The organism is Gracilibacillus halophilus YIM-C55.5 (genome assembly GCF_000359605.1).
GTDB classification, from domain to species: domain Bacteria; phylum Bacillota; class Bacilli; order Bacillales; family Amphibacillaceae; genus Gracilibacillus; species Gracilibacillus halophilus.
On record NZ_APML01000004.1, the window covers coordinates 70,798 to 91,578 of the forward strand.

Annotated in this window: 20 protein-coding genes; 3 read left to right on the forward strand and 17 right to left on the reverse strand. The window is 39.7% G+C overall.

Annotation, left to right across the window (positions count from 1 at the left end; translation table 11 throughout):
• Window positions 1–25 precede the first annotated feature (25 nt).
• The 8 genes from rsmB to J416_RS01010 form a co-directional block, all read right to left on the reverse strand.
• Window positions 26–1,381, reverse strand: a complete 1,356-nt coding sequence (rsmB, locus tag J416_RS00975) for a 16S rRNA (cytosine(967)-C(5))-methyltransferase RsmB (protein ID WP_003463029.1) — start codon at window positions 1,379–1,381, stop codon at window positions 26–28.
• The gene (gene fmt / locus J416_RS00980; protein ID WP_003463031.1) at window positions 1,378–2,316 is read right to left on the reverse strand and encodes a methionyl-tRNA formyltransferase; all 939 of its coding nucleotides are present in this window, start codon (window positions 2,314–2,316) and stop codon (window positions 1,378–1,380) included. Before fmt ends, rsmB begins: the two co-directional genes overlap by 4 nt.
• An 11-nt stretch (window positions 2,317–2,327) precedes the next feature.
• A complete protein-coding gene (gene priA, locus J416_RS00985) occupies window positions 2,328–4,736 on the reverse strand; it encodes a primosomal protein N' (protein ID WP_003463032.1) in 2,409 nt (802 codons plus the stop codon).
• On the reverse strand, window positions 4,723–5,934 hold the full coding sequence (gene coaBC / locus J416_RS00990) for a bifunctional phosphopantothenoylcysteine decarboxylase/phosphopantothenate--cysteine ligase CoaBC (RefSeq protein WP_003463034.1): 1,212 nt from the start codon (window positions 5,932–5,934) through the stop codon (window positions 4,723–4,725). Before coaBC ends, priA begins: the two co-directional genes overlap by 14 nt.
• A 95-nt stretch (window positions 5,935–6,029) precedes the next feature.
• The gene (rpoZ, locus tag J416_RS00995; protein WP_003463036.1) at window positions 6,030–6,230 is read right to left on the reverse strand and encodes a DNA-directed RNA polymerase subunit omega; all 201 of its coding nucleotides are present in this window, start codon (window positions 6,228–6,230) and stop codon (window positions 6,030–6,032) included.
• Window positions 6,227–6,847, reverse strand: coding sequence for a guanylate kinase (gmk, locus tag J416_RS01000; protein ID WP_040512495.1), 621 nt, complete (start codon window positions 6,845–6,847; stop codon window positions 6,227–6,229). The genes rpoZ and gmk overlap by 4 nt, the downstream gene beginning before the upstream one ends.
• Before the next feature lie 15 nt (window positions 6,848–6,862).
• On the reverse strand, window positions 6,863–7,123 hold the full coding sequence (remA, locus tag J416_RS01005; protein ID WP_003463047.1) for an extracellular matrix/biofilm regulator RemA: 261 nt from the start codon (window positions 7,121–7,123) through the stop codon (window positions 6,863–6,865).
• An 81-nt stretch (window positions 7,124–7,204) separates the two neighbouring features.
• Window positions 7,205–8,077, reverse strand: a complete 873-nt coding sequence (locus tag J416_RS01010; protein ID WP_240407232.1) for a YicC/YloC family endoribonuclease — start codon at window positions 8,075–8,077, stop codon at window positions 7,205–7,207.
• 172 nt (window positions 8,078–8,249) lie between these two features.
• On the opposite strand from J416_RS01010, the gene J416_RS01015 reads away from it, so the two are divergent.
• Window positions 8,250–9,974 carry an Rqc2 family fibronectin-binding protein gene (locus J416_RS01015; RefSeq protein WP_003463050.1) on the forward strand — a complete coding sequence of 575 codons (1,725 nt, stop codon included), beginning with the start codon at window positions 8,250–8,252 and terminating at the stop codon, window positions 9,972–9,974.
• Between the two features lie 65 nt (window positions 9,975–10,039).
• On the opposite strand, the gene J416_RS01020 is transcribed toward J416_RS01015, so the two are convergent.
• On the reverse strand, window positions 10,040–10,240 hold the full coding sequence (locus J416_RS01020; RefSeq protein ID WP_040512498.1) for a hypothetical protein: 201 nt from the start codon (window positions 10,238–10,240) through the stop codon (window positions 10,040–10,042).
• A gap of 91 nt (window positions 10,241–10,331) precedes the next feature.
• Here J416_RS01020 and J416_RS16090 point away from each other — a divergent pair, with 91 nt between their 5' ends.
• Window positions 10,332–10,655, forward strand: a complete 324-nt coding sequence (locus J416_RS16090) for a hypothetical protein (RefSeq protein ID WP_003463067.1) — start codon at window positions 10,332–10,334, stop codon at window positions 10,653–10,655.
• 48 nt (window positions 10,656–10,703) lie between these two features.
• On the forward strand, window positions 10,704–11,192 hold the full coding sequence (locus tag J416_RS01030; RefSeq protein ID WP_003463070.1) for a nitroreductase family protein: 489 nt from the start codon (window positions 10,704–10,706) through the stop codon (window positions 11,190–11,192).
• A 139-nt stretch (window positions 11,193–11,331) separates the two neighbouring features.
• Here the strand turns inward: J416_RS01030 and pyrE are convergent, their stop codons facing one another.
• From pyrE to J416_RS01070, 8 genes are read right to left on the reverse strand one after another with little or no spacing between them, the layout of a single operon-like run.
• Window positions 11,332–11,958: an orotate phosphoribosyltransferase gene (gene pyrE / locus J416_RS01035; RefSeq protein ID WP_003463072.1), complete on the reverse strand. Its 627-nt coding sequence runs from the start codon at window positions 11,956–11,958 to the stop codon at window positions 11,332–11,334.
• Complete coding sequence (pyrF, locus tag J416_RS01040; protein ID WP_003463074.1) at window positions 11,951–12,655, reverse strand: orotidine-5'-phosphate decarboxylase; 705 nt, start codon at window positions 12,653–12,655, stop codon at window positions 11,951–11,953. The genes pyrE and pyrF overlap by 8 nt, the downstream gene beginning before the upstream one ends.
• Window positions 12,652–13,563, reverse strand: coding sequence for a dihydroorotate dehydrogenase (locus tag J416_RS01045; protein ID WP_003463081.1), 912 nt, complete (start codon window positions 13,561–13,563; stop codon window positions 12,652–12,654). The genes pyrF and J416_RS01045 overlap by 4 nt, the downstream gene beginning before the upstream one ends.
• The gene (locus J416_RS01050) at window positions 13,560–14,321 is read right to left on the reverse strand and encodes a dihydroorotate dehydrogenase electron transfer subunit (RefSeq protein ID WP_003463090.1); all 762 of its coding nucleotides are present in this window, start codon (window positions 14,319–14,321) and stop codon (window positions 13,560–13,562) included. Before J416_RS01050 ends, J416_RS01045 begins: the two co-directional genes overlap by 4 nt.
• Window positions 14,318–17,518 carry a carbamoyl-phosphate synthase large subunit gene (gene carB, locus J416_RS01055; protein ID WP_003463097.1) on the reverse strand — a complete coding sequence of 1,067 codons (3,201 nt, stop codon included), beginning with the start codon at window positions 17,516–17,518 and terminating at the stop codon, window positions 14,318–14,320. The genes J416_RS01050 and carB overlap by 4 nt, the downstream gene beginning before the upstream one ends.
• Entirely contained in the window at window positions 17,505–18,611 is a 1,107-nt protein-coding gene (locus J416_RS01060) for a carbamoyl phosphate synthase small subunit (RefSeq protein WP_003463100.1), read from the reverse strand. Before J416_RS01060 ends, carB begins: the two co-directional genes overlap by 14 nt.
• The gene (locus J416_RS01065; protein ID WP_003463102.1) at window positions 18,608–19,888 is read right to left on the reverse strand and encodes a dihydroorotase; all 1,281 of its coding nucleotides are present in this window, start codon (window positions 19,886–19,888) and stop codon (window positions 18,608–18,610) included. Before J416_RS01065 ends, J416_RS01060 begins: the two co-directional genes overlap by 4 nt.
• Complete coding sequence (locus tag J416_RS01070; protein WP_003463104.1) at window positions 19,848–20,777, reverse strand: aspartate carbamoyltransferase catalytic subunit; 930 nt, start codon at window positions 20,775–20,777, stop codon at window positions 19,848–19,850. The genes J416_RS01065 and J416_RS01070 overlap by 41 nt, the downstream gene beginning before the upstream one ends.
• Window positions 20,778–20,781 lie beyond the last annotated feature (4 nt).

Here is a 20,781-nt window from a genome sequence, read left to right on the forward strand (position 1 = left end):
CAAACACCTCACCTCATTACGAGCCTCATCCAGAGGTTCTAACTAATCTTGTGATAAAAAATCCATCACTATTTATGTCTTGTGGAAACATTTGAATCCCATAACGACTGATACCACTGCCTTCACTTAGTACATTTGGCAATTGTTCAAAAAATGATTGGTCAACTTCCCAATCGTCAAGTTCTTGTAACAGTCGAGCAATCAACCATTCATTCTCTTCTTTGTCTACTGTACATGTACTATATATTAGCTTACCATCTTTTTTCAATAATCGAGTCATTTTTTTTAGAATCTCGTATTGAATGTCTGCTAATGTGCTAATATCTTCAGCTACTTTATTATACTTTATATCTGGTTTACTACGTAAGACACCTAATCCAGAACACGGAGCATCGACTAATATTCGATCAAAACTCTCCGCCTCGTGGATTTCATCAAGCTTTCTAGCATCTGCTTGTTGCGCATGAATGGACTGTAGGGATAATTCTGTCGCCTTTTGTTCAACAAGCTTTGCTTTTTTACCATGTAAATCATAGGCAATAACTTCTCCTCTGTCTTGAAGTTTTTCAGCGATGTGTGTTGCTTTACCGCCTGGTGCACTACATGCGTCAAGTATCGTCATATTTGGCTCAATATCCATCATTTCAGCAACGAGCATCGAACTCTCATCTTGTATCGTACATAAATGATTCTGAAACACGGAGTGATGAAGAATATTCCCCTCTTTCACAACGATTCCTTGATTCGAGACAATTGATGGCTCAACATGAAAACCATCTCGTTCCAATTGCTGCAACAATTCATCACGATTACGCTTCAATGGTTGTGTACGAATCGTCATCGGTTTCGTCTGGAGATTGGTATGACACATATCTTCAGTTATGGCCATTCCAAATTGATCGACCCAACGCTTCACAAGCCAACCTGGATGACTGGTAGCAATACTCAAGCGTTTGATCGGATCTTCAATAGCTTGTATTGACGGAACGCCTTTTCGCTGAATCGCTCGTAAGACCCCATTGACAAAATTCGCTATTCCTTTATGTCCCCGTTGCTTAGAAATTTCAACCGATTGATGAAAAACCGCATGATCGGGGACTTTTTCTAAAAACTCCATTTGGTACACAGATAGATATAATAACCATTTCACCCACTTATCTATTTTCTTCTTTTGGACAAAAGGTTGCAAGTAATATTGTAATCTGAATTGATATTGTAATGTTCCGTATACAATCTCGGTTAATAATGCTCGGTCTTTTGCGTTAAGATGATTTTTTTGCATAGCTTGATCGAGTAATAAGTGACTATATCCACCTTGTTCACCGATTCGCACTAAAAGATCTAGTGCCGCTGTTCGTGTTGCATATGGTTTTGTATTCATTCGCCTAACCTCTCATGCGTTTCTAATGTATGACCAACACCTCGAAGAAAGTCGGTTGCAGCCATTTTCTTCTTTCCAGCTGGTTGTAAGGTAACAATTTTGACGCCTTGTTGATCCCCTGTTGTCACAACAAAACCGTCCGAATCAATTTTAACGATTTCACCTGGTTGAAAATCAAACGTTTCACTGTATTTTTGAGCTTCCCAAACCTTCATCGTATCACCACGCCATTTGGTATAAGCGACAGGCCATGGATGTAAACCACGGATTTGATTATAAACCGTTTGCATGGGTTGAGACCAATCGATTTGTTCTTCATCTCTTGTAATATTCGGAGCATAGGTTGCCTTTTGATCGTCTTGCTTCACGCGTTGATTCGTACCAGCAAATATATCTGGTAATGTATCCACTAACAATTGAGCACCAATGGTTGACAGTTTATCATGTAAATGCCCCACATGATCATCTTCAGAAATATCCACTTCACGTTGGGCAATGATATCACCAGCGTCTAACTTTTCAGCCATATACATAAGGGTGATTCCCGTTTTTTCCTTCCCTTGTAAAATGGCATGATGGATAGGTGCCCCGCCTCTTAGCTCCGGCAATAAGGATGCATGAACATTGATACAGCCAAATCGAGGAATATCTAATAGAGCTTTCGGTAACAATTGACCAAACGCCGCCGTCACAATTAAATCTGGGTTCAATTTTTCAATTTCTGAAAAGTCATCTTTGATTCTTTCTGGTTGAAATACTGGTATTTGCTTGTTTACAGCAGCCTCCTTTACCGGGGGAGGTGTCAAGATCTTTTTTCTGCCCTTCTTACGATCAGGTTGGGTGACAACCAAATCAATTTGATACCCGTGATCAATCATTTTTTCTAAAACGGGAACAGCAAAATCCGGTGTACCCATAAATATAATATGTTTCATCCAATCCTCCTCTACATTAATTGATAAGGTTCAAAATCAACTTGTATTCGTAAATCATGTTGCTGAATCTCTTCATGATAATGCTGTAAAATTTTGCGAATAATCATCCGTTGATTCGGCTCATGTCTATATTTTATCATGCACTGATAACGATATCGATTATTAATCCGAACAATTGGTGATGGCGTTGGTCCTAGTATCGTTGCTTGATCTGACAAATGCTTCCCTAACAATTTACGAATCATCTTCGTTACTTCCATCACTTTTACTTGGTTCGGATGTGAAACCGTAAGTAACGATAAAAAATAATATGGCGGATAATGAAATGCTTTACGTGTTTGCATCTCCTGTTGGAAAAAGGATTGATAATCGTATTGACTAGCAAGTTGAATGCTATAATGCTCGGGTGAGTAAGTTTGAATAATCACTTTCCCTGGTAATTGATGTCGTCCAGCTCGTCCACTGACTTGTGTTAACAATTGAAATGTTTTTTCCGCCGAGCGAAAATCTGGAATATGTAGCATGGCATCAACCGCTAATACACCTACAAGGGTAACATTTTCAAAATCCAATCCTTTGGCAATCATCTGGGTACCGAGTAAAATATCGGCTTTTTTCTGACCAAATCGATCCAATAGTTTCTCATGTGCCCCTTTACGCCTTGTCGTATCCACATCCATACGAATAATTCCTGCTTCTGGCAACACTTCCTTCAAGGATTCTTCCACTTTCTGAGTACCTGTGCCGAAATAACGTATGGTATCACTTCCACAAGCCTGACATTCACTTACCATAGCAATATGATAATCACAATAATGGCATTTTAACTGATGGTGACTTTTATGATAAGTTAATGCAATGTCACAATTCGGGCATTTCATGACATCACCACACTCCCGACACATGACAAATGTTGAATACCCTCGTCGATTTAGGAAAAGGACAATTTGTTCGTTTCGCTGGATCCGGTCGCGAATTTCATCAAGTAATTTACGGGAAAACATCGTACGATTGCCAGCATGTAATTCGTCACGCAAATCCACGAGTTCCACTGGTGGCATCGGTACGTCATTCATCCGTTCTGGCATTTCGAGTAATTGATAAACACCTCGTTGTGCACGAGCATAAGATTCCAGTAACGGGGTCGCACTGCCTAATATAACTGGACATTGGTGAAATTCCGCTCTTTTTTTAGCTACTTCACGAGCATGGTAACGTGGTTGCTCATCTTGTTTATAACTGGTTTCATGTTCCTCATCAATAATGATAATACCAATATTCTCAAAAGGAGCAAATATTGCAGATCGTGCACCAACAACGACTTTCACCTCGTTGTTATGAATCTTCGTCCATTCATCAAATTTCTCCCCTGGTGATAATGCACTATGTAATGCTGCTACATCTGAGCCAAAACGTCCCTTAAAGCGATGGACCATTTGTGGGGTTAGCGCGATTTCTGGTACAAGCACAATGGCCTCTTGCCCTTTCATGAGTACTTTCTCAATGGCTTGTAAATAAACTTCCGTTTTACCACTCCCAGTCACACCATGCAATAAAAACACATGATGGTTTTCTCTATCAACTGCCTCGTTGACAGGTTCAATAGCTTGTTGCTGTTGCGTACTTAATGGAAGTGGAGATGTTGGCTGAATGGCGTCATCATCATAAGGATTACGATAAACGAGTTGTTCTTTTTTCCGCAATAGATGCTTTTGTATGAGTGATTTCACGGTAGAGGTCGTTGTATTTAGTTTTTCCATTAAAAGACGTTGTTCAATCGGTTCAGGATGCGTGATAAAGTACTCGAGAATGGCTCGTTGCTTTTTCGCATTACTCTTCATATCTACGAGTGCTTCTTCTATCAAGTATGGCTCGACATTTGGTTCAATAAACACGAGTCGTTTCTTCGTTTCCTTTGATTGAACTTTATAATTCATTTTCACATGACCCGCTTTGATCTCTTTTAACAGCGCTTGATAATTTCCTTTCCGTTGTTCAAATTCTTCAAAATCCATCACAGCACGTCCGTCTAATAATTGTTGAATCTGTGGCGATAATTCAACGTCCGTTAATGCCTCTATTTCTTTTTTATATTTTGCCTTTAATACTTGTGGAAGCATAGCTTGAAATGCTTGAATATAAAAACTGACCGTCTGTTCTGCTAACCAAATTCCTACTTGAATCAGTTCTTCAGTCAGAACAGGAGTGATATCCATCATTTGATCGATTGGTTTTAATTGATCAAAATCAGAGTCATTTGTAATATCCACAATAAAACCCATCACTTTTCGAGGACCAAAAGGAACAGATACGCGCATCCCTTTTTGAGCAAACTCTTCATAATCTGCAGGAATGATATAATCAAAAGTATGATTCGTTTGACTTGTTGGTACATCCACAATCACTTTAGCTACTTTCATATATATCCTTCCAATCCCGAGCAATTAAATCAAGTATGTGCTTGGCAATGGTTGGTTTACTTGACTGTTCTATCGATTTTTGTTTTCCTGATTTAGATAAGAATACTACTTCATTGTCATCAGCATCAAAACCGATATCATCACGACTAATATCATTCATCACAATCGCATCCAAATGCTTATGATAGAGTTTTTTCTCTCCGTTTTGTCTAACATTTTGTGATTCAGCAGCAAATCCGACGAGATATTGATGACGCTTTTCTTCACCTAACGTACGTAAAATGTCCCTTGTTTTCTCCAATTCGATGGTTACAGATTCTGTCTGTTTTTTCATTTTTTGGTCATATACCTTCTTCGGACGATAATCCGCTACTGCAGCTGCTTTAATCACAATATCGACTTGATCATACCGTTTCATGATTTCTTGATACATTTCTTCAGTGGTTGTGACATCCACGCGCTCCACTTGATTGATCACTGATAACGAAGACGGTCCAGTCACTAAAGTCACATTTGCGCCTTGTTGATAAGCCGCTTCAGCAATCGCAAATCCCATTTTCCCTGACGAATAATTACTGAAATAGCGTACAGGATCGATCGCTTCTTGGGTAGGGCCGGCTGATACTAATACATTTTTACCAATAAGCTGTTGTTGACTATCCTCATGTTGTTGTATGACTTCTATGATTTCTTCTGGTTCTTCAAGTCGACCTTTACCGACATAGCCACATGCTAAGTAACCATCCCCTGGTTCAATGAATCGATATCCCCATGTTGCGAGTTGAAGCATATTTTGTTGGACTGCTGGATGATCATACATATGAACATTCATTGCTGGTGCGATATAGACAGGCGATTGGGTAGCTAACAAAATCGTTGTGAGCAAGTCATCAGCCAGACCATTTGCCATTCTACCGAGGACATGGGCGGTAGCAGGAGCTATTAGCACAATATCCGCCCAATCCGCTAAATCGATATGTGCAATTTTGTCTGGTTCCCTTTCTTCAAATGTGTCTACATAAACCTCATGTCTTGATAAGGCTTGAAATGACAGCGGTGTAACAAATTCAGTCGCATGCTTTGTCATCACAACTTTCACATCAGCACCTGCCTGTGTGAGTTTACTCGTTAATGCAACTGCTTTATAAACAGCAATACCACCTGAGACACCTAACAATATTTTCTTTCCTGTTAACATTTCGAATATCCTCCCTACTCCCTTACTCACGAAATAACAGAACGGTTTGATAGAAGAAACCCTCGCAAGCTAAAAAAGCAATGCGAGGGGGGTGATTATTCGTCGTTCTTCACCTTTAATTTGTCATCCATAATTTCTTCTAGTGCTAACCCAACATACGTAGCAGATTGCGGATTCTCCAATTGATGTCTTTTCGTTAATTGGATTTGACGTGCCCGCTTAGCTGCTAACGTCACTAATGTGTACTTTGAGTTAATTTTTGTTTGCAACCGGTCAACTGACGGTTCCAGAATCATCGTTCATCCACCTCCAATAATTGTTTATATTGTTTCGCAATACGCTCTCTTTTACAATGTTCGCTTTGTACAATGGATTGTACTTTACGGACTGCATGATCAACATCATCGTTCACAACAACATAATCATAAGCTTCCATCATTTCAATTTCGTTTTTGGCCTCATCTAGACGACTAGAAATTAAATGTTCAGATTCTGTTCCACGATCGATAATGCGATTTTTCAGTTCTTCTAAACTTGGTGGAATCAGAAATATAAAAACCCCATGTGGAAAGTTCTGTTTTACTTGCATCGCACCTTGAACTTCGATCTCAAGAAAAACATCGTGCCCTTTGTCCAACATCTCTTCTACATAAGCTTTTGGTGTGCCATAATAATTCCCGACATATTCTGCATACTCTAACATTTTATTTTCATCGATCATGTTTTCAAACTGTTCCCGTGTGCGATAGAAATAATCGACACCTTCTTGTTCACCTTCGCGAATCGGTCGCGTCGTCATCGAAATTGAATACTTTAATTCCGTATCTTGTTCAAATAATGCTTTACGAACGGTACCTTTTCCCACACCGGAAGGACCAGATAACACAAATAATATTCCCTTTTCTTTCATCAAAACCGTTCCTCCTAATTACTCTTCACTAATCTCGTCATGGCTCAAAACGCGTTGTCCGACCGTTTCAGGTTGAACAGCTGACAAGACTACATGATCACTATCTGTAATAATGACTGCTCTTGTTCTTCTACCATACGTAGCATCCACTAGTTTATCATTGTCTCTAGCCACTGTCACAATACGTTTAATCGGTGCAGATTCTGGTGAAACAATCGATATAATCCGATTTGCTGAAACTACATTTCCAAAGCCAATATTAATTAATTTTAAACTCATTCGAGTTTCCCCCTTTAGTTCTACCAACCACTTTACTCTTTTTGTGGCAACAGATAAACCGAAACGGTCAAGTCGATGGTGTTATTCCACATTTTGTACCTGTTCCTTTAATTTTTCTGTATCACTTTTTAACTGTACAATGGTTGCTGAAATCTTTGTGTCATTAGACTTTGAACCGATGGTGTTCAATTCACGATGTATTTCTTGTAAAATAAAATCAAGTTTGCGACCAACCGGCTCAACTTCATCTAACATTTCTTCAAATTGCACAAAGTGACTATGTAATCTCGTTAATTCCTCAGAAATATCTCCCTTTTCAGCCAATAAAGCGATTTCCTGTCGTAATTGGCTCTCATCATAAACAGAAGCGTGTTGTAAATGTGTTTCAATTCTTTCTTTAATGCGTTCTTGATACTCTATTATAACAATTTCACGGCGATCGCCCAAATCATTTACTTGATGTTTCATTTGATCGATTCGTTGCTTGAGGTCAACTTGTAGTGCTTGTCCTTCGGTTAACCGCATTTGATCCACTTCACGCACCGTTTTCTGGACTAACTGTAAAATCTCGTCCACCATGTTCGTTTGATCTTGTTCTGACTGATCCGTAACTTCCACAATATCCGGTACACGGGTAAGCATATCGATATGAATGTCACCGTCTAAGTCAAACGCTTGTTGCAGTTCTTTCATTTGCTGAATATATTGACGCGCTAAGTGCCAGTCAACTTGCAAGCTTTTTTCTTGTAAAGGCGGTCCATCAACGGTCAGTGATACGTCAACTCGACCCCTTTTTAACGTTTGTTGGATAATTTTTTTCATAGCATCTTCTTTATGTACGAATGCATTCGACATATGTGTACGTACATCTAAATATCGATGATTCACTGTACGAATCTCTACAGATAATTTGCGATCATTTTGATGAAGCTCAGATCTACCATATCCAGTCATGCTTTTCAATTGTCCACACACCCATCCGCTTCAAGTATAGGCTATCAACGGTTACCATAAACATCATACCAAAAAAAACGACCAATAGACAATTGAAAATTCGTGATTGATTGACGTATTCATATCGAACAGTTAAAGAACATGCTATAATAAAATGACGAGGTGATTGAATATGGTATTTGATGGAATGGTGACACGCGCCATCACACATGAATTAGATCAACAACTCGCAACGGGACGCGTGTTAAAAATATATCATCCGACTGAAACTGAAATTGTTATGAGCATTCGTAGTTATGGAAAAAACAAGAAGTTACTGCTATCTGCACATTCAAGTTATGCAAGAGTTCACTTAACGAATGATCATTACGAAAACCCGAAAGAACCAACTATGTATTGCATGATCTTACGAAAGTATCTAAGTGGAAGTTTTCTCGAAAAAGTGGAACAAACAGAAAACGAAAGAATCGTTCAACTTCAGTTTCGTACAACAAATGAAATTGGTGACGTAAAATATATGACCTTATGTATGGAAATCATGGGAAAACATAGTAACATTCTCTTAATCGATCAAGAAAAACAGGTCATTCTCGATAGCATTAAACATATTTCTGCCAGTCAAAATCGGCATCGAACCCTTTTACCGGGCAGTCCTTATAAAATGCCACCTACGCAAGGAAAACTGAATCCATTTACCATCGATGGTGACAAGTTTATTCAGAAACTTGATTTTAATGCAGGAAAATTAGATCGACAAATCGTTGATCAATTTATGGGTATGTCTCCATTGCTTGCAAAGGAAATGATCAATCGCACCCATTTAGGAACACTTTCTGATTATAAAGAAACATTTGTAAACATTCGCGATCAGCTCTTGAATCATGAATATCAACCACAAATCATGTACGGGAAAAAGAAAGAAACCTTTTATGTATTACCTCTGACGACACAACAAGGTGAGATAAAAGAATTTTCCTCCGTCAGCTCTTTGCTGGATCACTACTATTCTGGAAAAGCTGAGAGAGATCGCGTTAAGCAGAAAGCTGGTGATTTAACAAGAATGCTCAAAAATGAGATCAATAAAAATCACCGAAAATTAAAGAAGCTAGATCAAACTTTAGACCAAGCAAAAGATGCGGCTAATTACCAGCGTGATGGCGAGCTATTAACAGCACATATGCATCTTGTGACTCCAGGTGATAAAGAAGTGGAAGTCGTCGACTATTATCATCCTGATCAAATCAAGCGCACGATTTCGTTAAATGAAAATAAATCACCAAGCGAAAATGCGCAATCATTATTTAAAAAATATCATAAATTAAAAAATTCGAAGTTAATGGTTGAAGAAGAAAAGAAAAAGGCTTATGAAGAGATTGAATATTTACAAGAAGTCATTGAACAAATCGAACATGCTCGTGAGCAAGATATTGAGGAAATCAGAGAAGAACTACAAGAACAAGGCTACGTGAAAAAGAAAGCGAAAAGTAACAATAAGAAGAAACAACAGGCGAATAAACCAACACCTGAAAAGTTTGTTTCTTCCGATGGTATCGAAATTTTAGTCGGCAAAAACAATAAGCAGAATGAATATCTAACCAGTCGAATCGCGAATAAAGATGATATATGGTTACACACGAAAAACATTCCTGGTTCACACGTTGTCATTCGCTCAAATGATCCACATGAAGAGACACTTTATGAAGCAGCACAGCTAGCAGCAAATTTCAGCAAGTCGAGCCAATCATCTTCTGTTCCAGTTGATTATACGCGGATTCGTCATGTCCGTAAACCAAATGGAGCAAAACCTGGCTTTGTCACCTATGATCATCAAAAGACACTTTATGTGACACCAGAAAATCGTTTTTTGAGAGAACTAAAAGACAATGAATCAGAATAAGGTAAACGGCCCCCGAAGTGAGATGAGATCGAGACTCGCTTTGGGGGTTTTCTTATCATTTTTTATCAATTTTTTATGCAAACAGCGTCGTTTCTTACATCTGTTTGAATGATAAATGAATTTTCAATGCAAATATACGTTCTTGAACTCCTTGTTTGACGCATATACTCATTTTCGATGCAAACAAGCGCTTCTACTTCTTCTATTTGAAGCATATATGAATTTTTCATGCAAACAGCTACTTTCATTTCTTCTGTTTGAAGCAAATCTTCTCCACATAATATATGTAATGATTGCATAATTGTATACATTTGTATACAATTATGCTTATAGACATAGACATAAGGGGGTGTAACTGTGAATCAGTCATCACACCAAGAAAAAAAGCAACACGAGAAACATAGAAGCCATCAATCTCACGACAAGAAACAAAAAGCAAAAACATTTCGCCGTGGAAAAGCGGTTGCATTTATGGACATGATGGAGCAAAAGCGTTCAACTATTAAACAACAATTAGATCAGCCCGAATATGAATCGATTCAGCAAATCTTAATTGGTGAGTTAAAAGCGATGGATATGGTTCTGAATGAATTTCGGCAATTATTCCATCTTGATGAAAAAGACAGAACGAAAAACGCAATGCCATTGAATCAACAAAAGGTGAATGATCGAACCAATTAAACATGTGCATTGTTTTTTGTCATTATCTATTTATTAAGGAGGCAAATCATGAGTTTCATAGATTTGATTAAAACAAGACGAAATACCAAAAGTTTTAAACCAGATCCAATTAGTATGGATCAACTATACGAATGGCTTGAAGCTGGAACACTAGCTCCAAACCACCGAATGACTGAACCGTGGGAAGTATTGATCGTTGGGGATGAAACGAGACAAAAATTAAATCATAAAACTAACTTCCATCAAGCCCCACTTGTATTAGCGGTACTATCAAAGGATGGTCGCCATGATTTCGAAACAAAAGAAAATGCATTAGCAACGGCCTGCTTTATCCAAAACTTTCAACTGGCCGCTTGGGCAGAAGAAGGTGTTTGTACGTTCTGGTCATCGATGGGAAGTTCAGAAAGAAATCGTGACATTCTAGGGGTTCCTGATAACTATGATGTGATCGGTCTATTTGGTGTCGGTTATCCAGTGGAACACGTTGAACCAAAGACTCGAATACCCATTCAACAAAAAGTGAAACAGTTACCTTAATTCGTATGGATCAAGTGCAAATATTTAGCGGAGCACCCCATCGATTTGATGAAATGCTCCGCTTTCATATGATGATTTTTATCATGTCAAAGTCGAAAATGTTCGAATTCATGAACATTATGCGGTTTCCCGGGAAATGTTATCCATCATTTCCTAATTGGTCTCGCCAAGCGATTAAGTCCTGCTTTTGTTCTTCGGTAATTTCCTTATTTTCAACTAATGCTTCCGACAACACGTCAAAGTTGGTAATAGTCGCATAAGAAAGGTTAGCTTTTCGAAAGTTTTCAGCTGCTTTTTCTAATCCATAACTAAAAATAGCAAACACACCTAATACATCTGCTCCTGCTTTCTTTAGGACTAGTGAACTATCAATCGCAGAGCCACCAGTTGATATAAGGTCCTCTATGACAATGACTTTATCGCCTGGTTCTATTTTGCCCTCGATTTGATTTTCTTTCCCATGTCCTTTTGGTTTCGAGCGTACATACACCATGGGCACGTTTAAATACTCAGCTAACCATGCTGCATGTGGAATCCCCGCTGTCGCACAGCCAGCAATTACATCAGGTTTTTCTCCTTTATCTTGAATTAGTGCAGCAAACTGTTCAGCAATTTGCCGACGAATAGTTGGAAATGACATAGTTAAACGATTATCGCAATAAATGGGTGAGTGAATACCTGATGTCCATACAAATGAGCGATCAGGACGGATCTGTATTGCATTGATTTCATATAATGCATTGGCAAGTTGTTTTGAATTACGCATTATTCCACTCCTCTATCACACGATGATAATTGGCTTTCGGATTTTCAGCTTGGGTAATACTTCGACCAACCACTAAAAAATCAGCCTGGTTTGCTTTTGCAAAAGCGGGTGTAGCGACACGTTTCTGATCGTGTTGATCTGAGCGCTGAAGGCGAATCCCAGGTGTAACAGTAAGAAAATCTTCTCCACATACGCTTTTAATGTTTCTTGCTTCGTGCGCTGAACAAACCACCCCATCTGCTCCATTTTCTTTCGATAACCTCGCTAAGCGAATGGCTGCATCTTCAACAGATTCTTTCACTTGTAATTCATGTTGTAACGTCGCTTCATCCATTGAAGTTAAGACAGTCACAGCAATGAGTTTCGGTACGTTTTGATTGACTGCTGTCTCAAGCCCTCTTTTGGCTGCTCGTATCATCTCACTCCCACCAGCAGCATGAACATTAATGATATCAACCCCAAGAGAAGCAATATTATTCATTGCTTTTTCAACAGTTGTTGGAATATCGTGAAGTTTTAAATCTAAAAAGATCGGATGTTTTTGTTCCTTTAACCATTCAATAATAGGTGGCCCTTCCCGATAGAATAACTCCATCCCAACTTTTACCGGAACTCCTTGCAATTGATTCGATTCGATAAATTGCTTCACACGCTCTGCGTCTTCAAAATCGAGCGCAAGAAAAAATGGATATTTCACGTGACATGCCCCTTTCCAATTGCATCCTCTACGGACGAAAAACCATATTGATGCAAAGTTTTTGGTAATTGTTCAATGATTTCAGGACATGCGAAAGGATTTTGAAAATTCGCTGTTCCAACGGCTACCGCATTGGCACCGGCTAACAAAAATTCCAGAACATCTTCTGAGGTCACAATGCCCCCCATACCAATGATAGGCACATCCATCATCTGGCGGACTTGATAAATCATACGAATGGCAATGGGTTTAATGGCTGGACCCGACAAGCCACCTGTTTGATTGGCGATGATTGGTTTACGCTGCTTCAAGTTCATTTGCATGCCTGTCAGTGTATTGATCATCGAAAGACCATCAGCCCCACCGTCTACAACTGCTTTTGCCATCGTTGTAATATCCGACACGTTAGGAGACAATTTGACATAGACGGGATAACGACTCACTTCTTTCACTTTATAAGTCACTTCTTTGGCCAACTCTGGATCCGTACCGAATTGAACGCCACCTTCCTTAACATTGGGACAAGAAATATTTAACTCTAAAGCAGAGATATCCACAGAATGATTCAGTCCATTCGCCACTTTTACGTATTCTTCTACCGTACTTCCCGCTACATTTGCGATGACAGAAGTCTCATACGTACGTAGAAATGGTAATTCTTCTGCTACGATTCGTTCCACACCAGGATTTTGTAAACCAATCGCATTTAGCATACCACTGGATGTTTCAGCAACCCGTGGTGTTGTATTTCCATAACGAGTTTCACCTGTTGCTGCCTTGACAATAATCGCTCCCAGTTTACTAAGATCGTAAAATTGACTGTATTCCTTGCCGAATCCAAAACAACCAGACGCTGGCATGACTGGGTTTTTTAGCGATAAACCAGGAATATTGACTGTTGTATTCACTGAAGCATCACCTCATTTGCCGAAAATACAGGACCGTCTTTACATATTTTTTTCGATTCTTTCGGATTTTGCCGTAATGGAACAACACACGCGTAACATGTCCCCACACCACAACCCATACGTTCTTCTAAAGAAATGTAGCCATTCTCGTCTTGTAACTGATTCGTTACCGCTTTAAGCATCGGTGTTGGGCCACAAGTGAAATAATAATCGATCGGTTCATCTAATTGCTGAATGATATCTGTCACAAAACCTTGAGTACCATAACTACCATCATTCGTTGCAATATACGTATCACCTAATTGTTGAAACTGCTTTTCATAGAATACTTGTGATTTTGATTGAAAGCCTAGGACACTTGTTACGTGAACTCCTTTTTCTTGCAATGTTTTGCCTAAATAATAGAGAGGAGGGACTCCAATCCCTCCGCCAACGAGTAAAGCATGATCTAGAGACAGTGACTCCACTGGATAATAACTGCCACATGGTAATAAAACATCAAGGTTGTCGCCTTGTTGATATTGACTTAACGCTCTTGTACCTTCACCAAAAATTTTAAAAATAATTGTAAATGTTTTCGCATTCGCATCAACATCCGCTACAGAAACCGGTCGACGCAACATGTGGCCATGTAATGCAATATGCACAAATTGACCTGGCTTTAATTCGGCGCTTATTTCCGAATGAAGGACAACTTCAAACGTTTCTTCAGCAATTTCTCGTATGTGTTCGATTGGCAATAACTGTTTATTTATCACAATACAACTGCCTTCCCTTCTACTGCTGGTCTTGCAGTAAACGTCGTTGAATCAATCACATTCACAATTGCTTCAGCGGTATCCAAGCTCGTTAAGCACGCAATTCCATGTTCTACGGCCTCTCTTCGAATACGGAAACCGTCAGAACGAGGTTTTTGTCCAGAAGTCAGTGAATTGACAACGACTTGAACTTCGCCGTTTTCAATAATTGATAACACATTACGTCCTTCTGCTCCTACTTTTCCAACTGGAGTAACCGGTAGATTGAGATCTTCAATTGCCTTTGCCGTACCTTCTGTGGCATATAGATGGAACCCTAATTCATGGAAACGAGTGGCAATGTCACATGCCTCCTGTTTATCTTTATCAGCTACAGTTAGTAACACAGCACCTTCCATAGGAATTTTGAGCCCAGAAGCAGTGAGTCCTTTATACAATGCTTTTTCTAACGTTTGATCACGACCGATTGCTTCACCGGTTGATTTCATTTCAGGTCCAAGCATTGTATCCACACTACGTAATTTCGCAAAAGAGAATACAGGGACTTTCACTGATACCGTATCAGGTTCTGGTAAGACACCTTTGTCATACCCCATTTCCGCTAACGATTCACCGATAATGCAGCGTGTCGCAATATTGGCCATCGTTACGCTCGTAATTTTACTTAAAAATGGAATAGTACGACTAGCTCGTGGATTCACTTCTAAAACATATACTTCATCTTCATGCACAACGAATTGAATGTTTAGTAATCCTTTCACTTGTAACTTCTCAGCAATTTTGATCGTAATATCGGCACATTTATTTTTAATGTCATCAGATAACCTTTGTGATGGGTAAACTGCAATCGAGTCTCCTGAATGGACACCTGCTCGTTCAATATGTTCCATAATTCCAGGTATAATGGTTGTTTCACCATCGCTAATTGCATCTACTTCGACTTCGATGCCGGTCAGATATTTGTCAATCAATACCGGATGGCGGTGATGAATATGATTTGTTTTCTCTAAATAATTTTCTAATTCCGCTTCATTGTAAACAATCTCCATTTGACTTCCGCCAATCACATAAGATGGACGAACAAGTACGGGATAACCGATAGCATGAGCGGTTTCTTTCGCTTGATCCAATTGACGCACACTTCTGCCTTTTGGTTGCGGAATATTTAAATCATGTAACAATTGTTCGAATTTATCTCGATCTTCCGCTGCATCGATGGCTTCCATCGCTGTCCCTAATATGCGCACACCGCGGCGTTCTAATCCTTCTGCTAGATTAATCGCCGTTTGCCCACCAAATTGGACGATGACGCCTTCAGGTTTTTCTAACTCAATGACATGCATGACGTCCTCTAAAGTAAGTGGTTCGAAATAAAGCTTATCCGATACACTAAAGTCAGTTGAGACTGTTTCTGGATTACTGTTCATAATAATGGCTTCATAACCAGCTTCTTTCAATGCAAGTACCGAATGCACTGTCGCATAATCAAATTCAATTCCTTGTCCTATTCGAATCGGTCCTGATCCCACGACGAGTACTTTCTTCCGATCTGTCACTTCGGATTCATTTTCTTCTTCATAAGCACTATAGAAATAAGGGGTAGCTGATTCGAATTCTGCTGCACAGGTATCTACCATTTTATATACTGGTAACATGTTTTGATTCATTCGCATCTGATACACTTCATCGACATGAACACCCCAAGATCTAGCAATCTGTGTATCAGATAATCCGAGTTCTTTCGCTTGTTGTAAAGCTTCTTCATCATAACGTTGATTCGCTAATTGTTTTTCGATATCAATGACTTTCTTTAATTTTTCTAAGAAAAAGCGATCAATTTTCGTTAATTGATGAATCTCTTCCACTGTGATTTCCTTGCGTAACGCTTCACCTAATACGTAAATCCGTTCGTCATCAGGTGTAATCAACCGTTCTTTTAAAGCTTCTTGATCAAGCTCGGCTAAAGAAGTTAAATAAAAATCTTCACCACTAATATCTAGGGAACGAACCCCTTTTAGCATAGATTCTTCGAAATTACGACCAATCGCCATGACCTCACCAGTCGCCTTCATTTGCGTGCCTAACTGACGATTTCCGGTAACAAATTTATCGAATGGAAAGCGTGGAATCTTTGAGACAACGTAATCTAAAGCAGGTTCATAACAAGCATACGTCGTACCAGTAATAGGATTCTTAATTTCATCCAACGTCATCCCAATCGCAATTTTCGCTGCGATTTTCGCAATCGGATAACCTGTCGCTTTAGAAGCCAACGCGGAAGAACGACTCACTCGTGGATTCACCTCAATAATGTAATATTGGAAGCTATGTGGATCCAGCGACAATTGAACGTTACAACCCCCTTCAATTTCTAAAGCTCGAATAATCTTTAAGGAAGCTGAACGTAATAATTGATATTCACGGTCGCTCAATGTCTGAGATGGTGCAACGACAATCGAATCTCCAGTATGAACACCAACTGGATCAATGTTTTCCATATTACACACCACAATGGCTTGATCATTTTTGTCACGCATCACTTCATATTCAATTTCCTTAAACCCAGCAATATTTTTCTCAATGAGACACTGATTCACAGGGGATAAAGCAAGCCCGTTACGCGTAATTTCCTGCAAATCTGCTTCATTGTAACACATACCGCCACCAGTGCCACCGAGCGTATATGCCGGACGGACAATTAAAGGAAAACCAATTCTTTCAGCGAATTCAAATGCTTGATCAATCGTATTTACAATTTGACTTTCAGGTACAGGCTCACCAATTTCATTCATCAGCGTACGGAATTTCTCCCGGTCCTCTGCCTGTTGAATGGCATCTAGTTTGGTTCCAAGCAGTTCGGCATTATATTCTTCTAATATACCTGAGTCATCAAGTGCTACCGCCAAATTTAATCCTGTTTGTCCGCCAAGCGTCGGTAAAACAGCATCAGGGCGTTCTTTACGGATGATTTTAGATAAAAATTCAACCGATAATGGCTCCATATACACCGTATCAGCAATGGTATGATCCGTCATGATTGTAGCTGGGTTGGAATTTGCTAATATGACGGTATACCCTTCCTCTTTCAACGCCTGACAAGCTTGTGTTCCTGAATAATCAAATTCTGCTGCCTGTCCAATGATAATCGGACCAGATCCAATGACTAAGATTTTTTCGAGATCATTACGCTTTGGCATGAGTCGTTTCCTCCTTTTGTTGTGTTTGATAGTTTTCAATCATTTGTAAGAAACGATCAAATAATTGATTGGTATCATCAGGTCCTGGTGATGCTTCTGGATGATATTGTACCGAAAAAGCTGGGTATGTCGTATGTTTCACTCCTTCAACGGTATCATCATTTAACGCAATTTGTGTCAATTCTAATTCTGTCTTCTCTATCGATTCTTTCGTAATGGCATATCCATGATTTTGTGATGTCATATAAGTTTTCTTCGTTTCATAGTCATAGACGGGATGATTGGATCCACGATGTCCGAATTTTAATTTCGCTGAATCGGCTCCACAGGCAAGTGCTAATAGCTGATGTCCAAGACAAATGCCAAAGGTCGGTATCGATGGAATCACTTTTTGGATCATCTCAATCGCCTCAGGAACATCTTTCGGATTACCTGGACCATTGGTTAACATCATGCCATCAGGTTTCAATCGAAGAATATTTTCTGCGCTATAATTATATGGGACAACCGTTACGTGACAATGCCGTGTAGTTAGTTCACGTAATATCCCATGTTTCATGCCGAAATCAACTAACACTATCCGATATCCTCGACCCGGTGATACATATGGTTTAATTGTCGAAACTCTTGACACTTGATCATTTAAGCGAGGTGTAGCCTCTATCTTTTTTAATGGATCGGTTTCTTCAGTTTCTGCTGCGGTTAAAATGCCACGCATTGTGCCGTGCTGGCGAATAATTTTCGTCAATTTACGTGTATCCACCCCAGTAATTCCTGGAATATCATTTGCTTGAAGAAATTGATCGAGATCTTCATCACTACGAAAGTTTGACGGTGTATCACAAAATTCTTTCACAACAAAACCAAAGACTGCAGGATTGATCGTCTCGAAATCATCTCGATTAATGCCATAATTACCAATTAACGGATAAGTCATCGTCACAATTTGACCACAATAGGACGGATCGGATAACGTTTCTTGATACCCAGTCATTCCCGTGTTAAAAACAACTTCACCTACTGATTCCTTCATTGAGCCAAACGCTTCACCAGTAAAAACTGTACCATCTTCTAGCACAAGTTGACGTTTCATCTCGTTTCCTCCTCATATACAATATGTCCTGAAACCATTGTCATTATAGGTTTACTCGTTACTTCCCAGCCATGGAATGGCGTGTTTTTTCCTTTTGAAACAAACTCATTTTTTTGAATTGTATGTCGTTTCTCTAAATCTATTAAAGTGACATCTGCACTTTTTCCTACTTCCACTTGTCCGTATGGCAGGTTGAAGCTTTGAGCGGGCTTAACGGTTAGCCAATCAACTAACTGCTTTAAGCTGAATGTCCCTGTCTGAACAAAATGGGTGTATAACAAGGCAAATGCTGTTTCAAATCCGACAATACCAAAAGGGGCTTCCTTCATACTTCTTGCCTTTTCTTCTTCGGTGTGCGGTGCATGATCCGTTGCTATAAAATCAATCGTGCCGTCTTTTAGTCCTTCAATCAGTGCTTGTTGATCTTCACTTGCCCGAAGTGGCGGGTTCATTTTAAAGTTTCCATGATCTTCTGTTACTGACGTTTCATTCGTTAGCAAATGGTGTGGCGTCACTTCAGCTGTCACTCGAATGCCTGCTCGCTTGGCATCACGAATCACACGCACTGATTCTTTTGTACTGACATGACATACGTGATAATGGCAACCCGCTGCTTCCGCTAATAACACATCACGTGCAATCTGAACAGACTCACTGACCGATGGAATGCCAGGTAAGTTTAACGTTTTATTTACATATCCTTCATGCATCACCCCATGATATACTAAACTGTTTTCCTCACAATGTGCGACAATCGGCATATCGATGGCTGCTGCTTCTTTCATCGCCTGAAACATTTGATCAGCCGATTGGACCCCCACACCGTCATCACTAAAAGCAAACGCTCCAGCTTGTTTCAACGCGTTCATTTCCGTCAAATGCTCACCCGCTAACCTTTCTGTAATGGAGGCATAAGGTAACACGCGAATGTGGGCAGTATGCTGAATTCGTTTTTGAATATCTTCTAATACATCCACGCTGTCTGGTGTAGGTGTCGTATTCGGCATCGCACATACGGTTGTGTAACCGCCACGAGCGGCTGCTTTCGTACCTGTTGCAATGGTTTCCTTTGCTTCACCACCTGGTTCTCGTAAATGAACATGCACATCTACAAATCCAGGTGAAACGAAATAACCTTTTCCGTCGATCACCTCTACCCCTTCTCTAGGCAGTGATAACCCCATGGCTTGGATGAGGCCATCTTCCATCAAAATTTCTACTGTTGTTAAGCTACCGTTATCCGATAATTGCTTGACGTTGGTTAATAGTTTTGCCATTCCGTTGTCCCCCCTGGTCCAAAAGTGTTTGTATCACGGCCATTCTTGCAGCTACGCCATTCTCCATCTGTTTAAAGATTCGCGAACGGTCACACTCAACTAAACTTGTATCCATCTCGACCCCTCGATTGACAGGGGCTGGATGTAGAAGAATGGCATGATCTTTCATTTTCGCCTCTCGCTCTGTTGTTAATCCGTATTGTTGCAAATAACTCATGCTATTAAAGTGATACTGATTGTCATGACGTTCATGTTGAATGCGCAGTAACATTAACACATCACACATTTCTACTGCTTCATCCATTGATACTGTTGGAAAAGGTAGACGATCATCTTGCCATTTTTGCATACCGGTAAAAAAGACATCACATCCTAATTTCGACAGAGCATACGCATTTGATCTGGCGACACGACTGTGCTTAATATCACCTGCAATCACGATCTTCAATCCTTCGAAATAACCATATTCTTGATAAATCGTTAATAAATCCAATAAAGATTGTGTCGGATGCTCCCCTGTTCCGTCACCAGCATTAATGACAGGAATCGAAAGTGATGCTGCTAATTGATTGGCAACATTTTCTTCAGGATGTCGAACGACCAACAAATTCGCTCCAATTGATTCAAACGTTCGTGCTGTATCATATAAACTTTCTCCCTTTTGTACACTCGATTGATCAGTGGCAAAGTCTAATACTTCCATACCTAACTTTCGTTCTGCCACAACGAAGCTCATCTTCGTCCTTGTACTTGGTTCAAAAAACAAGTTGGCTGCAAATAATTGTCTTTGAAAGGACTGATACCCTTTCGTTGCCAGTCGATTAGCTCGTTTCACATAAGAAAGGATGTCTTGTTTTGGCAATACTTCCATTGAAATGAAATCTTTCATTTGA

What these genes read in the sequence shown, in the direction of transcription:
- pyrE (WP_003463072.1), bottom strand. Translation starts at nt 11,958, where the DNA reads ATGCGTAATTCAAAACAACTTGCCAATGCATTATATGAAATCAATGCA.
- priA (WP_003463032.1), bottom strand. Translation starts at nt 4,736, where the DNA reads ATGAAAGTAGCTAAAGTGATTGTGGATGTACCAACAAGTCAAACGAAT.
- J416_RS01065 (WP_003463102.1), bottom strand. Translation starts at nt 19,888, where the DNA reads ATGGCAAAACTATTAACCAACGTCAAGCAATTATCGGATAACGGTAGC.
- J416_RS01015 (WP_003463050.1), top strand. Translation starts at nt 8,250, where the DNA reads ATGGTATTTGATGGAATGGTGACACGCGCCATCACACATGAATTAGAT.
- rsmB (WP_003463029.1), bottom strand. Translation starts at nt 1,381, where the DNA reads ATGAATACAAAACCATATGCAACACGAACAGCGGCACTAGATCTTTTA.
- rpoZ (WP_003463036.1), bottom strand. Translation starts at nt 6,230, where the DNA reads ATGATTCTGGAACCGTCAGTTGACCGGTTGCAAACAAAAATTAACTCA.
- J416_RS01070 (WP_003463104.1), bottom strand. Translation starts at nt 20,777, where the DNA reads ATGAAAGATTTCATTTCAATGGAAGTATTGCCAAAACAAGACATCCTT.
- J416_RS01060 (WP_003463100.1), bottom strand. Translation starts at nt 18,611, where the DNA reads ATGAAACGTCAACTTGTGCTAGAAGATGGTACAGTTTTTACTGGTGAA.
- fmt (WP_003463031.1), bottom strand. Translation starts at nt 2,316, where the DNA reads ATGAAACATATTATATTTATGGGTACACCGGATTTTGCTGTTCCCGTT.
- coaBC (WP_003463034.1), bottom strand. Translation starts at nt 5,934, where the DNA reads ATGTTAACAGGAAAGAAAATATTGTTAGGTGTCTCAGGTGGTATTGCT.
- J416_RS01010 (WP_240407232.1), bottom strand. Translation starts at nt 8,077, where the DNA reads ATGACTGGATATGGTAGATCTGAGCTTCATCAAAATGATCGCAAATTA.
- remA (WP_003463047.1), bottom strand. Translation starts at nt 7,123, where the DNA reads ATGAGTTTAAAATTAATTAATATTGGCTTTGGAAATGTAGTTTCAGCA.
- J416_RS01030 (WP_003463070.1), top strand. Translation starts at nt 10,704, where the DNA reads ATGAGTTTCATAGATTTGATTAAAACAAGACGAAATACCAAAAGTTTT.
- carB (WP_003463097.1), bottom strand. Translation starts at nt 17,518, where the DNA reads ATGCCAAAGCGTAATGATCTCGAAAAAATCTTAGTCATTGGATCTGGT.